The sequence below is a fragment of the Pantoea jilinensis genome (assembly GCF_019104105.1).
GTDB lineage: Bacteria > Pseudomonadota > Gammaproteobacteria > Enterobacterales > Enterobacteriaceae > Pantoea > Pantoea eucalypti.
In genome coordinates, this window is the sequence record NZ_CP077746.1 from 3256500 (window position 1) to 3270557 (window position 14058).

The 14058-nt window shown below is 53.8% G+C and carries 10 protein-coding genes; all 10 read right to left on the reverse strand.

The window, feature by feature from the left end:
* Positions 1 to 4: 4 nt before the first annotated feature.
* A complete protein-coding gene (locus KTJ90_RS15460) occupies positions 5 to 2155 on the reverse strand; it encodes a lysine decarboxylase LdcC (protein WP_008925642.1) in 2151 nt (716 codons plus the stop codon).
* A 171-nt stretch (positions 2156 to 2326) separates the two neighbouring features.
* Positions 2327 to 3283 carry an acetyl-CoA carboxylase carboxyl transferase subunit alpha gene (gene accA, locus KTJ90_RS15465; RefSeq protein WP_003852630.1) on the reverse strand — a complete coding sequence of 319 codons (957 nt, stop codon included), beginning with the start codon at positions 3281 to 3283 and terminating at the stop codon, positions 2327 to 2329.
* A 12-nt stretch (positions 3284 to 3295) separates the two neighbouring features.
* Positions 3296 to 6778, reverse strand: a complete 3483-nt coding sequence (gene dnaE, locus KTJ90_RS15470; protein WP_499025313.1) for a DNA polymerase III subunit alpha — start codon at positions 6776 to 6778, stop codon at positions 3296 to 3298.
* Positions 6779 to 6809: 31 nt separating this feature from the next.
* Positions 6810 to 7436, reverse strand: a complete 627-nt coding sequence (gene rnhB, locus KTJ90_RS15475) for a ribonuclease HII (RefSeq protein ID WP_485525787.1) — start codon at positions 7434 to 7436, stop codon at positions 6810 to 6812.
* Positions 7429 to 8577 carry a lipid-A-disaccharide synthase gene (lpxB, locus tag KTJ90_RS15480; RefSeq protein WP_003852634.1) on the reverse strand — a complete coding sequence of 383 codons (1149 nt, stop codon included), beginning with the start codon at positions 8575 to 8577 and terminating at the stop codon, positions 7429 to 7431. The genes rnhB and lpxB overlap by 8 nt, the downstream gene beginning before the upstream one ends.
* 3 nt (positions 8578 to 8580) lie before the next feature.
* On the reverse strand, positions 8581 to 9369 hold the full coding sequence (gene lpxA / locus KTJ90_RS15485; RefSeq protein WP_003852636.1) for an acyl-ACP--UDP-N-acetylglucosamine O-acyltransferase: 789 nt from the start codon (positions 9367 to 9369) through the stop codon (positions 8581 to 8583).
* A gap of 3 nt (positions 9370 to 9372) precedes the next feature.
* Complete coding sequence (gene fabZ, locus KTJ90_RS15490) at positions 9373 to 9828, reverse strand: 3-hydroxyacyl-ACP dehydratase FabZ (protein ID WP_003852639.1); 456 nt, start codon at positions 9826 to 9828, stop codon at positions 9373 to 9375.
* Between the two features lie 152 nt (positions 9829 to 9980).
* Positions 9981 to 11006: a UDP-3-O-(3-hydroxymyristoyl)glucosamine N-acyltransferase gene (gene lpxD, locus KTJ90_RS15495; protein ID WP_008925640.1), complete on the reverse strand. Its 1026-nt coding sequence runs from the start codon at positions 11004 to 11006 to the stop codon at positions 9981 to 9983.
* 3 nt (positions 11007 to 11009) lie between these two features.
* Positions 11010 to 11507, reverse strand: a complete 498-nt coding sequence (gene skp / locus KTJ90_RS15500; RefSeq protein WP_003852644.1) for a molecular chaperone Skp — start codon at positions 11505 to 11507, stop codon at positions 11010 to 11012.
* A gap of 110 nt (positions 11508 to 11617) precedes the next feature.
* Entirely contained in the window at positions 11618 to 14029 is a 2412-nt protein-coding gene (gene bamA / locus KTJ90_RS15505) for an outer membrane protein assembly factor BamA (RefSeq protein WP_003852645.1), read from the reverse strand.
* Positions 14030 to 14058 lie beyond the last annotated feature (29 nt).

Consider the following 14058-nt stretch of genomic DNA (forward strand, 5'->3'; position numbering starts at 1 on the left):
AGATTTATGCCGGATCGTTTTTCAGCACGCGGACGCGATACTCGCCCTCTTCCGTCAGACTGGCACCGTGAATATCGGTCTCGAAGCCCGGATAATGCCGGCCGATACTGCACAGCATCAGCAGGAAATCGAGCACGGCACGGCTCTTCTCCGTAATCATCTCTCCTGGCATCACCAGTGGCACGCCTGGTGGATAAGGCAGAATCATGTTGGCCGACACCCGCCCGACCAGTTCGCTGAGATCCACCGTTTCGATGTTGCCCTTCACCTGTTGCTGAAACGCCTGATGCGGCGTCATCTTCATTTCGGGCAGGACATCAAATGCCTGCAGCATCAGTCGCGGCAGGTCATGATGACGGATCAGTTGATGAATCCCCTGCGCCAGCGTCTGAATGCGCATATTGCGATAGAAGTCGGGATCTTCAGCGTAGAGATCCGGCAGCATGTTCTTTACCCGCAGATTGAGATCGTAGGCGCGTTTGAACTCAGTCAGACCGCGCAGCACGCTCATCGCTTTGGTTTTGTCGATGCCAATACTGAAAAGGAACAGCAGGTTGTAGGGGCCGGTTTTCTCCACCACGATGCCGCGCTCATCAAGAAACTTCGCCACCAGCGCTGCCGGGATCCCCTCGTCTGCCATCTCTCCCAGCTCGCTCATTCCTGGCGTCAGGATAGTGACTTTGATCGGATCGAGGTACATATGATCGCGATCGGCCTGCGTAAATCCGTGCCAATCCTCGTCGCCGGGCTGGATCGCCCAGCATTGCGCTTCGTCGACCTGTTCCGGCTGCCAGATATCGAAAAACCAGCTGTCGGACTCTTCACGCAGGCGCTGAACCTCACGACGAAAGTGCAGCGCACGCTCAACCGAGCGATTGATCAGCCGCTTGCCGGGATTACCACGCAGCATTGCAGCAGCAGTTTCAATAGAGGAGACGATGGCGTAATTGGGCGACGTGGTGGTGTGCATCATATAGGCTTCGTTAAACGTCTGTTCGTCGTAGTCGCCTTTAATGTGAATCATGGATGCCTGCGAAAACGCCGCCAGCAGTTTATGGGTCGATTGCGTTTCATACACCACTTTGCCCGGGGTGCGCTCGCCACTCATACCACTTTTCCCGGCATAAATCGGATGGAAATTGGTGTAAGGCACCCAGGCTGAATCGAAGTGAATCGACGGCACATCCAGCGTCTCTTTAATGTACTGGGTGTTATAGAGCAGCCCATCGTAAGTGGAGTTGGTGATTACCGCATGAACCGGCCACGTGGCGCGATCGGTCGTCGCGACTTTCTGCGTAATGCTCTCGCGGGTGAATTCATGCTTTGGAATCCCGCCAAGAATCCCCAGTGCATTGCGGGTCGGCTTCAGCCAGATGGGGATCAGATCGCTCATCATCAGCAGATGCGTCAGTGACTTGTGGCAGTTGCGATCGATCAGCACGGTGCTGCCCGACGGTGCCGCATACATGCCGACAATTTTGTTCGACGTTGAGGTGCCGTTGGTCACCATGTAACTCTGTTCGGCACCAAAAGTGCGTGCGATATACTCTTCCGCTTCAAGATGTGGACCGGTGTGATCCAGCAGCGAACCCAGCTCGGTAACGGAAATTGAGATATCTGACTTCAGGGTATTGGCCCCGAAGAAATCATAAAACAGGCAGCCTACCGGGCTCTTCTGAAACGCGGTACCCGCCATATGGCCCGGCGTGCAGAAGGTGTACTTGCCCTCTTTCACATAGGTGAACAGCGCTTTAGTCAGTGGTGGCGTAATGTGGTCGAGATAGTCATCGGTATACTGCCGGATATGCAATGCAATATCGTCGGCGGCATTCAGCGCATATTCAAAAAAGTGCAGTGGCATGCGCATCTCATTGATGCTGATGTCCATCTGAGAGTGGGTGTTGATAAAGGCATACAGTGGCAGGTATTCGTTGAGCTGATTAATCTCACCGCACAGTTCCGGGCTGTTGTGCGCGTCCCAGTCGAAGATGACGCCGCTGATACGCGGATTGTGTTCGATCAGTTTCAGCAGATCGTCACTGTTTTTTGGGTAAAGCAGCTGGAAGCCTTGCAGATTTAACGCCGCGTCGAGTTCGCGTAACGGTTCATCTTTATAAAACACGCCGTGCGCGCCCATGATCGCCAGAATATTCAATGCCCATCTCCGTGATTGTTGTGCAACCGGACAAGCATAACCGCTAACCAGGGGAAGGTGTAGCAAGGGGACGATCAGATGAGGCTGAAAGGCATCAGGCAGCGTACCGCGTTAAACCCATGGCATAAAAAAAGCGGACCGAAGTCCGCTTCCTGATTGGCTGAGCCTGAATCAGGCGTAGCCGTAGCTCATCAGGCGCTGATAACGACGATCCAGCAGCTCTTCAGTGCTTAATCCATCGAGATCGGCCAGATCAGCCAGCAGCTGTTGCTTCAGAGACTGCGCCATATCAACCGGACGGCGATGTGCACCACCCAGCGGCTCAGGGATCACTGAGTCAATCAGCTTCAGCTCTTTCAGACGGTGAGCGGTAATGCCCATCGCTTCAGCAGCCAGCGGCGCTTTGTCAGCGCTTTTCCACAGAATGGAGGCACAGCCTTCCGGCGAGATCACTGAATAGGTGCTGTACTGAAGCATATTCACTTTATCGCCCACGCCAATCGCCAGCGCACCGCCAGAACCGCCCTCACCGATAACCGTACAGATAACCGGTACTTTCAGGCCAGACATTTCACGCAGGTTGCGGGCGATCGCTTCAGACTGCCCACGCTCTTCCGCGCCCACGCCAGGATACGCACCCGGTGTGTCGATGAAGGTGATGATTGGCATTTTGAAACGCTCAGCCATCTCCATCAGGCGCAGCGCTTTGCGATAGCCTTCCGGTGCTGGCATGCCGAAGTTACGGCGAATCTTCTCTTTGGTTTCACGGCCTTTCTGATGCCCGATGATCATCACCGGACGTCCATCAAGACGCGCAATCCCGCCCACAATCGCTTTGTCATCCGCATAAGCACGGTCGCCCGCCAGCTCATCGAAATCGTCGAAGGCGTTGCGAACATAGTCAAAGGTGTAAGGACGTAACGGATGACGCGCCAGTTGAGCAATCTGCCATGCGCCCAAATCAGCGAAGATTTTACGGGTCAGCTCAACACTTTTCTCACGCAGACGCTGAACTTCTTCATCCAGATTAACGTGTTTATCATCCTGACGACCAATTGAAGTCAGCGAATCGATCTTCGCTTCCAGTTCTGCAATTGGCTGTTCAAAATCCAGGTAATTAAGACTCATAATGTTCCTGTTCTAGTCAAACTCCAGTTCCACCTGCTCCGATCCAATCAACGAGCGCAGATCGTTAAGTAAACGATCGCTGGGCGAAATTCGCCACGCTGCACCAAAGCGCAGCTTCGCTCGCGCGTCGGCTCTCTGATAGTAGAGATTCACCGGAATAGTCCCTGAACGATGAGGTTCCAGGGACTGACGGAGCCGGTTTAATAGCTGGTCATCAATTTGCCTGTCCGTCAGCGAGATAGCAAGTCCGCGCGCGTATTTTTCGCGAGCTTCGTCGATGTCCATGACTTCACGCGCGGTCATTTTAAGCCCGCCACTGAAGTCATCAAAGCTGACCTGTCCGCTGACGATCAGGATTCGGTCTTTCTCCAGCAACTGCTGGTATTTATCTAACGCATCGGTAAATAACATCACCTCAAGACGACCGGAGCGATCGTCCAGAGTACAGATACCAATTCGGTTGCCGCGCTTGGTGACCATTACCCGCGCGGCGATCACCAGACCAGCCGCCACAGTAATTTTACCCCGATCGGTAGGATGCATATCTTTCAGACGCACCCCGCCAACATAACGCTCAATTTCTTTCAGATACTGATTAATCGGGTGGCCGGTAAGATATAGCCCCAGCGTTTCCCGCTCACCATCCAGCTGCACCTGCTCAGGCCACGGCGTGACGCTGGCGTACGATTTCTCAACCTGCTCCGGCTCCTCCGCCAGCACGCCAAACATATCTGCCTGGCCAATCGCCTCCGCTTTCGCGTGTTGATCGGCGGCTTTTAACGCGTCACTGAGTGAACTCATCAGGGCGGCGCGGTGCGGTCCAAGGCGATCGAAAGCCCCGGACATAATCAGTTTTTCCATCACCCGACGGTTGATCTTTTTAGTGTCAGTACGGGCACAGAGATCAAACAGTTCGCGGAAATAGCCACCTTCATTACGGGCGTCGATAATCGCTTCAATCGGGCCTTCACCCACGCCTTTGATCGCGCCGATACCATAAACAATCTCGCCCGCGTCATTAACATGGAAGGGATAGAGACCCGAGTTAATATCGGGCGGCAGGACTTTCAGCCCCATCCGCCAGCACTCATCAACCAGGCCCACCACTTTCTCGGTGTTATCCATATCGGCGGTCATCACCGCCGCCATGAACTCGGCCGGATAGTGCGCTTTCAGCCACAGGGTCTGATAGGAGACCAGTGCGTAAGCCGCAGAGTGTGACTTGTTAAAGCCATAACCTGCAAATTTTTCTACCAGATCGAAGATCTTCATCGACAGTTCGCCGTCGATGCCCATGCTTTCGGCACCATCGCGGAATATGGAGCGCTGTTTGGCCATCTCCTCGGGTTTCTTTTTACCCATGGCGCGTCGCAGCATATCTGCGCCGCCCAGGGTGTAACCGGAGAGAACCTGGGCGATCTGCATCACCTGTTCCTGATAGAGGATGATGCCGTAAGTCGGTTCCAGCACCGGCTTCAGGCTTTCGTGCTGCCACTGAATGTCGGGATAAGAGATCGCTTCACGGCCATGCTTACGGTCAATAAAGTTATCTACCATGCCGGACTGCAGTGGGCCAGGACGGAACAGCGCCACCAGTGCGATCATATCTTCGAAGCAGTCGGGCTTCAGACGCTTAATCAGATCTTTCATGCCGCGCGATTCAAGCTGGAATACCGCTGTGGTTTCCGAGCGCTGCAGCATATCGAAGCTTTTCTTATCATCCAGCGGGATTGAGGCGATATCGATCGGCTCCAGCCCCTGCTTCTCCCGGCGCGGGTTGATCATCTTCAGCGCCCAGTCGATGATGGTCAGCGTACGCAGACCCAGGAAGTCGAACTTCACCAGGCCGGCATATTCCACATCATTTTTATCGAACTGAGTGACCGGGAACTGCCCGTGTTCATCGCAGTAAAGCGGCGCGAAATCCGTGATTTTCGTTGGCGCAATGACCACGCCACCCGCATGTTTACCGGCGTTTCGCGTGACCCCTTCCAGCTTACGCGCCATATCGATCAGCGCCTTCACCTCTTCATCTGCGTCATACATCGCAGGAAGCTGCGGTTCAGCAATAAAGGCTTTTTCCAGCGTCATGCCGGGATCGGGCGGGATCAGTTTTGAAATGCGATCAACAAAGCCGTAAGGATGACCCAGCACGCGGCCCACATCGCGGATAACCGCTTTCGCCGCCATGGTACCGAAGGTGATAATCTGGGAAACCGCTTCACGTCCGTACATATCAGCGACGTGTTCGATGACCTGATCGCGCTTCTCCATGCAGAAATCGACGTCGAAGTCGGGCATCGAGACGCGTTCCGGGTTCAGGAAACGTTCGAACAGCAGGTCAAATTCCAGCGGATCGATATCGGTGATTTTCAGCGCATAGGCCACCAGCGAACCGGCACCGGAGCCACGACCTGGGCCCACCGGCACGCCGTTATCCTTGGACCACTGGATGAACTCCATCACGATCAGGAAGTAGCCGGGGAATCCCATCTGGTTAATAACGGTGAGCTCAATCTCCAGACGCTCATCATATTCCGGACGTTTTTCTGCGCGCTCAGCTTCGTCCGGGAACAGGAACGCCAGGCGCTCTTCCAGCCCCTCGCGGGATTTCACCACCAGATAATCTTCGGTAGTCATATCACCGGTCGGGAACTGTGGCAGGAAATATTCGCCCAGTCGCACCGTCACGTTACAACGCTTAGCAATCTCTACGCTGTTCTCCAGCGCTTCCGGGATGTCCGAGAACAGCTCGCACATCTCCTCTTCGCTGCGCATATATTGCTGAGGACTGTAGTTGCGCGGACGCTTGGGATCATCCAGCGTATAGCCTTCATGAATGGCAACGCGAATTTCGTGCGCATCGAAATCTTCTGCATTGATAAAGCAGACTTCATTGGTGGCAACGACCGGTATTCCCTCTGCAATCGCAAGTTCAACGGCTGCATGCAGATAGCTCTCTTCGTCCTGTCGGCCAGTACGGATCAGCTCCAGGTAGTAGCGATCGGGGAAATGTTGCTGGTAAAACGACAGGCACTGCGACACCAGCGCATTGTTACCGCGCAGCAGGCTACGACCTACATCGCCGCGTCGCCCACCCGACAACAGTATTAATCCTTCCTGCAATTCGATCAGCCAGTCGCGATCGATAATGGGTCCGTCCACGCCATAACCGCGCTGATAGGCGCGGGAGATCAGCAGCGTCAGGTTCTGGTATCCGGTATTACTGGACGCCAGTACGGTAAGCTGTGTCAGCTCATCCCCCATCAGCTCACTGGCCACGTTGAAATCGGCACCAATGACCGGCTTTATCCCTGCGCTGTGCGCGCCACCGTAGAATTTCACCAGGCCACAGAGGTTAGTGAAGTCGGTAATCGCTATCGCCGGCATGCCAAGGGCAGCCGCTTTCTTGATTAGCGGCCCGGTTTTTGCCAGGCCATCAACCATCGAATAGTCACTGTGGACACGCAGATGTATAAAACGGGGTTCAGCCATATCAGTTTCCGGTTAAAACAGCGTCAGGCTATTAAAGCGTAAGGGTCTGGCGGGCAGCCAGTACTTCAGCATCGAGCAGCGCATTACGTACGGGCGCAAAACTACGACGGTGGTGCGGCGTGGCGCCATATTGTGTCAGCTTTTCCATATGCAGCGCCGTTGGATAGCCTTTGTGTTGTGCAAAACCATACTGCGGGAACAGCAGATCCAGTTCGGCCATCTCACGATCCCGCGAGACTTTGGCGATGATCGATGCTGCACTGATTTCGGCAACCAGGCTATCCCCTTTGACGACGGCCTGTGAAGGCATAGGCAATGCCGGGCAACGGTTACCATCAATCAGCACATAGTCGGGCTGGATACTCAGGCCAGCTACCGCACGCTGCATCGCCAGCATGGTAGCGTGCAGAATGTTGAGCTGATCGATCTCTTCAGGTTCTGCGCGTCCCAGACTCCATGCCAGCGCCTTCTCTTTGATTTCGTCGTACAACGCCAGGCGGAGTTTTTCCGACAGTTTCTTCGAGTCCGCCAGGCCGGTAATCGGATTTGCCGGATCGAGGATCACCGCAGCAGTGACCACCGCGCCAACCAGCGGACCGCGCCCCACTTCGTCCACACCGGCAATCAGTCTGGCGACAGGATAGATAAAATCAGGCATTCACCAGCTCCAGTACTGCATCCGCTGCCTGCTCATCGGCGTTCCAGCGGATCTGTTGATGTAATTCATGAAACGTCTGCAGCAAAGTTTCGCGCTCAGGCCCGGCATGCAACAGCGGATCTAACGCTGCAGCCAGGGCGTCGGGCTGACACGCATCCTGCAGTAACTCTTTGACCAGCTCACGCCCTGCCAGCAGGTTTGGCAGCGAGACGTAAGGGGTTTTCACCAGCCGTTTCGCCAGCCAGTAAGTGGCCGGTTTCATGCGATAACCGACGACCATCGGGCATTTTGCCAGCATGCACTCCAGTGCGGCAGTCCCGGATGCCAGAAGTGCGGCATCGCTTGCAATCATCGCCTCACGACCCTGTCCATCCAGCAGATGCATCGGCAGTTCAGGCGCAACGTCAGCTTTAATCTTCTCAAACTGTTCACGGCGACGGGCGTTAACCAGCGGCACCACGATTTCCAGCGCCGGATAGTGACGACGCAATAATTGGGCTGTTTTCAGGAAGTCAGCACTGAGCATTTCCACTTCCGCACCACGACTGCCCGGCAGCAGTGCCAGACAGAGCGCATCGTCCGCAATGCCGAGATGACGGCGCGCAGCCTGCTTATCAGGTTGCAGCGGCATGGCATCCGCCATGGTGTGACCGATAAAGCGGCAGGGAACGTTATAACGATCGTAGAAGGCTTTTTCAAACGGCAGGAAGGCCAGCACCAGATCGGTATTTCGGCCGATCTTAAACACGCGCTTTTGCCGCCATGCCCACACCGAAGGACTGACATAGTGGATCGTACGGATGCCCGTACGTTTGAGATTGCCTTCCAGCGTGATATTAAAATCGGGCGCATCAATACCGACAAAAACGTCGGGTCTGAGCTCGCTAAAACGTCGGGTGAGATCGCGGCGGATTGTCAGCAGGCGTCGCAGGCGACCCAGCACCTCGACAATGCCCATTACCGCTAACTCTTCCATCTCATACCAGGCTTCACACCCTTCAGCCTGCATCAGTGGGCCCGCCACACCGACAAAGCGTGCATCAGGATGGCGCACTTTCAGGGCACGAATCAGACCTGCACCAAGAATATCGCCGGAGGTTTCTCCGGCGACCAGGGCAATCGTTAAAGGACGCGCTGACATGGATTAACGAATTAATCCACGGGTTGAACGGGTAAAGAAGTCGTAGAAAGGCTGCACTTCGCTGTGCTGTTGCGCAATGGCTTCGATCTCCGGCTTCACTTCTTCCAGCGTTCTGCCACTGCGATAGAGCAGCTTGTAAGCGTTGCGAATCGCATGCAACGACTCTTTGCTGAAGCCACGACGCTTAAGACCCTCAATATTGATACCGAACGGCGTCGCATGGTTACCCTGCGCAATAACGTAAGGCGGAACATCCTGCGCCACGCCGGAACAGCCACCAACCATCACGTGTGCACCGATGATGCACCACTGATGTACCGCTGTCATGCCGCCAATAATGGCGAAATCATCGACCGTCACGTGACCACCCAGGGTGGCATTGTTCGCGAAGATACAGCGGTTACCAATCACGCAGTCATGCGCAATGTGGACATTGACCATCAGCAGATTATCGCTGCCCACTGTGGTGACATGGCCACCCTGCGTGGTGCCGCGATGAATCGTCACGCTTTCACGAATACGGTTGCGATCACCGATCTCAACCCGTGTTGGCTCACCGGCATATTTCAGATCCTGATTCACTTCGCCAATTGAGGCAAACTGGTAGATCTGATTATCTTTACCGATACGCGTGTGGCCATTCACCACAACGTGTGACTTCAGTACTGTTCCTTCACCAATCTCAACATTCGCGCCGATAAAGCAAAACGGGCCAATGTGAACACGGGCGCCAATGATAGCGCCCTCTTCGATGACAGAACTGGGATGGATAGTGGCGGTTGGATCAATCACGAATTATGCCTCCCGGCTGCGGGCACACATCATGGTCGCTTCACAAACGATTTTACCGTCAACAGTCGCCACGCCTTTAAAGCGGGTCAGACCACGGCGGGTTTTCTCGAAAGTGACTTCCATGATCATTTGATCGCCTGGTACCACAGGACGCTTAAAGCGGGCACTGTCGATACCGGCAAAGTAATAGAGTTCGCCTGGCTCCAGTTTACCTACGCTTTTAAACGCCAGAATACCGGTGGCCTGCGCCATCGCTTCCAGGATCAGAACGCCAGGAAAAATCGGTTTACCAGGGAAGTGCCCCTGGAAAAACGGTTCATTAACAGAAACGTTCTTCACTGCACGCAGGTATTTGTGCTCTTCAAATTCCAGCACACGGTCTACCAGCAGAAACGGATAGCGATGCGGCAGCAGCTCTAAAATCTCTTCAATTTTCAGAGTATGAGTTTCAGTAGTCAAAATACTCTTCCTGTCCTAAAAATCTGATGACATCAATAACACGGCCTGCACAGATCAAAATGATCTTCCGCAGGCCGCAAATAGGTACTGTGGCGCCGGGCTTCCCTGCTTAACATTTTTATTATGAAAGCCGGTCAGTTTTGGGATGGCGGTTAGTCGTCTTTGCCGACCTTGCGCTCGATGGCTTTTAAGCGTTTGCTCATATCATCGATGTTCATCACCAGCGCTGCAGTTTTACGCCAGGTTTTGTTGGGTTGCAGCGGAATGCCTGACGAATAAACGCCTGGCTCTGTGATAGGACGCATGACCATACCCATACCGGTCACCGTTACTTTGTCACAGATTTCCATATGGCCGTTAATGACGCTGGCACCGCCAATCATACAGTAACGTCCAATCTTCAGACTACCCGCCATGATCACACCGCCTGCAACCGCAGTATTGTCGCCAATAACTACGTTGTGAGCGATCTGGCACTGGTTGTCTATGATAACACCATTGCCGATCAGAGTGTTATCAAGCGCACCGCGATCGATGGTGGTGCAGGCCCCTATTTCGACGCGATCGCCGATAATTACCGCGCCTAACTGCGGGATTTTCACCCAGTTACCGCGATCGTTGGCATAGCCGAAACCATCAGAACCGATGACGGTACCTGACTGAATCAGACAATCCTGGCCAATTTCGATCTCGTGATAAACAGAGACGTTGGCCCAGAGACGGGTGCCACTGCCAATACGGGTTTTTTTGCCAACAAAACATCCCGCACCAATAACTACGTTGTCACCCAGCTCAACATCCGCTTCGATCACTGCATTGGCGCCAATGGCGACATTGTTGCCGAGTCGGGCTGAGGGGTCAATTACCGCGCTGGGGGCGATATTTTGCGCCGGCTGTGGCGTGGTATCGAGTATTTGTGCCATACGCGCATAAGTCAGGTAGGGATTTTTCACTACCAGCGCTGCGGTATTACACCACTCCAGATCCGCTTCCGTCAGCACCACGGCTGAGGCCTTAATCAGGGCGAGTTGCTCGCGGTAACGGCTGTTTGCAAGAAAAGTGATTTGGCCAGTTGTGGCGGATTGCATAGAAGCAATGCCGGAGATGACGATATCGCCATCTCCGTGCAATTCTGCATCCAACTGCTGGGCTAAATCAGCCAGTCGAATAGATGACATGAATTATTTAACCTGTTTCAGCACGTCAGCTGTGATGTCTTTTGCGTTTGATGCATAAGCCACCGCGTTGGCGTCGATCACGACGTCGTAACCATCGCTGTCAGCGACTTTCTTAACGGCATCCTGAATACGGCTCAGCAGCTTGTTACGCTCTTCCATCTGACGACGACGGTTATCCTGCTCAAAAGCCTGTGCTTTTGAAGAGAACGCTTCACGCTGAGACATGACATCTTTTTCCATGCGGCTGCGTTCGCTTGCCTTCATGGTAGAACCGTCACGCTGCAGACGCTGCATTTTAGTTTGCAGATCGCGCTCCTGGCTCTGCAACTCAGTTGCACGGCCTTTGAACTCGTTTTCCAGCTGTTTAGCAACAGTCGCACGTTGCGGTAACTGTTGGAAAATGCTGGACACGTTTACCACTGCAATTTTGTCAGCAGCCTGAACACCAGCGGAAACCGCTAAAGCAAGACCCAGACCTGCGGCACACAACAACTTTTTCACTATAAACTCCTTACCATCAACGTTTGTGTCAGCGACACAGTGTTTGCGCCGGAACAGCAACAGGTGCTGCCCGGCAGCAATACTTCAGCTATGCATCCTTGCTCAGAACATTACCAGGTTTTACCAATGTTAAACTGGAACTGCTCTGACTTGTCTCCATCGACTTTCTTGAACGGCTGGGCGTAAGAGAACACCAGCGGGCCAAGCGGTGACATCCACTGCAACGCAACACCGCTTGATACACGAATGTTGTTTGGATCGCTGTAGTCAGGAATGCCTGCCGCACGCGTTTCCGCTGTATTTTCCCAATGGGTATCCCACGCGGTACCGGCATCGACGAACACCGAGGTACGCACCGAGTTAGCATACTTCTCGCTCAGGAACGGCGTTGGCGTGATCAGCTCAAGGCTGGCGATCGCCATGGCGTTACCGCCCACCGCATCGTCAGACTTACAAACGCCATTTGGATCGGCAATTCGGCAGTTCGACGAGTTGTTATTAAAGTAGGCTGCTTTCGGTCCAATGGTGTTGGACTGGAAGCCGCGAACCGTGCTTGAACCACCGGCATAGAAGTTCTCGTAGAACGGCATCTCTTTGCCGCCGAGTCCATCGCCATAGCCGATACGACCACGTCCCAACAGCACCCAGGTACGATCCTGGTTAATCGGCACATACTGCTGACTATCCAGCGTGGCCTTATAGAAGCTGTTATCTGAACCAGGAATCGTCACTTTACCATTCAGGTTAGTGCGGTTACCGGATGTCGGGAAGAATCCGCGGTCCAGGGTGTTGTAAGTCCAGCCGTAGTTAAAGGTGAAGTCATCTGCTGAGAATTCGCCTTTGTCATTAAGCTGCTGCGGCTTACCAACCGAGTCAAGGTAACGCCACATCGCAACCTGCGGCTGCATGTTTGACAGGTCATTGTGGACATAGCCCAGACCGACACGCAGGGTGTTGTTTTCGTTAACCGGGAAGCCAAGTGTGCCATCCAGACCATAACTCTTGTTGGTATAGTCAGAAAGGTCAGCATTGTCTGCTTTGAAGTCGTTGTAGAACAGACGACCACCCAGACTCACACCGTCAACGGTGAAGTAAGGGTCAGTAAGCGAGAATTCAGCATAGGTCTGGTAATCGTTTTTGGTCCCGCTGATGCCCACGGTATTACCGGTGCCCAGCCAGTTATCCTGCGTTACGCCAACCTGGAAACTCACACCACTTTCAGTGCCGTAACCGACGCCGAAGTTGAAAGTACCGGTGTTACGCTCTTTAACTTTGTAGACCACGTCAACCTGGTCAGGCGAGCCTGGTACACGCTGGGTATCCACATCCACGGTTTCAAAGTAACCGGTGCGGTTCAGACGCTCTTTACCCTGTTCAACCAGATCGCTGCCCAGCCATGCGCCTTCCATCTGACGCATTTCGCGACGTAACACCGAGTCTTTTGACGTGTCATTACCTTCGAAACGAACATTACGCACGTAGTAACGGTTACCCGCATCCACGTTGATGTGCAGTTTCACGGTTTTGTCGGCGTCGTTGATTTCTGGCTGTGTGACTACACGCGGATAGGCATAGCCGTAGCGGCCCAGCAGTTTCTTGATGTCATCTTCCATTTTCGTGACTTTGGCGCCGTTATAGAGCTCGCCTGCCGGAATTTTGGTCAGATGTTCAATTTCTGCGGAGTGACCCGCCATGCTGCCATTGACGATTACGCCAGCAATTTTGTACTGGTCACCCTCGGTGATGTTCACCGTGATGTAGATGCCTTTTTTATCTGGCGTCAGGCTGACCTGCGTCGAATCGATATTGAAGCGTGCATAGCCGCGATCCAGATAGAAGCTGCGCAGAGTCTCAAGGTCACCTGCCAGTTTCTGCTTCTGGTATTTACGATCGCCGACCACGTTCCACCACGGCACTTCATCACGCAGCTGGAAACGGGAGATCAGTTCATCAGAGCTAAAGGCTTTATTACCGACGATGTTGATCTGCTGAATTTTGGCAGAGACACCTTCGGTAAAGACCAGCTTCAGATCGACACGGTTACGCGGCAGGGGTGTCACCACCGCTTTCACGTTGGCAGTATATTTACCGACGCTGTAGTAGAAATCCTCAAGGCCTTTCTCAATAGAAGAGATAGTGGTGCGGTCCAGCGCTTCGCCGACACGCACACCTGAGGCTTCCAGATTTTGTTTGAGCTGATCCTCTTTCACCGCTTTGTTACCGGTGAAGGTAATGCTGGCAATGGTAGGACGTTCTTTGACCTGGACAATCAGCGTTGTACCGTCTCGCAGGACCTGAACATCCTCAAAGTTGCCAGTAGCGAACAGCGAGCGAATGGTATTTCTGACATCATCGTCATTCACCGTATCGCCAACCCGTACTGGCATGCTCAGCAGAGCCGCGCCGACGGCGACTCGCTGCAGCCCTTCGAAATGAATATCCTTCACCACGAAATCGTCTGCACCGTAAACGGTGGCGCTGCTAAACAGCAGCGACGCTATGAGCAACTTTTTCATCGCCATCGTTGTTATGCGTTTTCCTAACACATCCC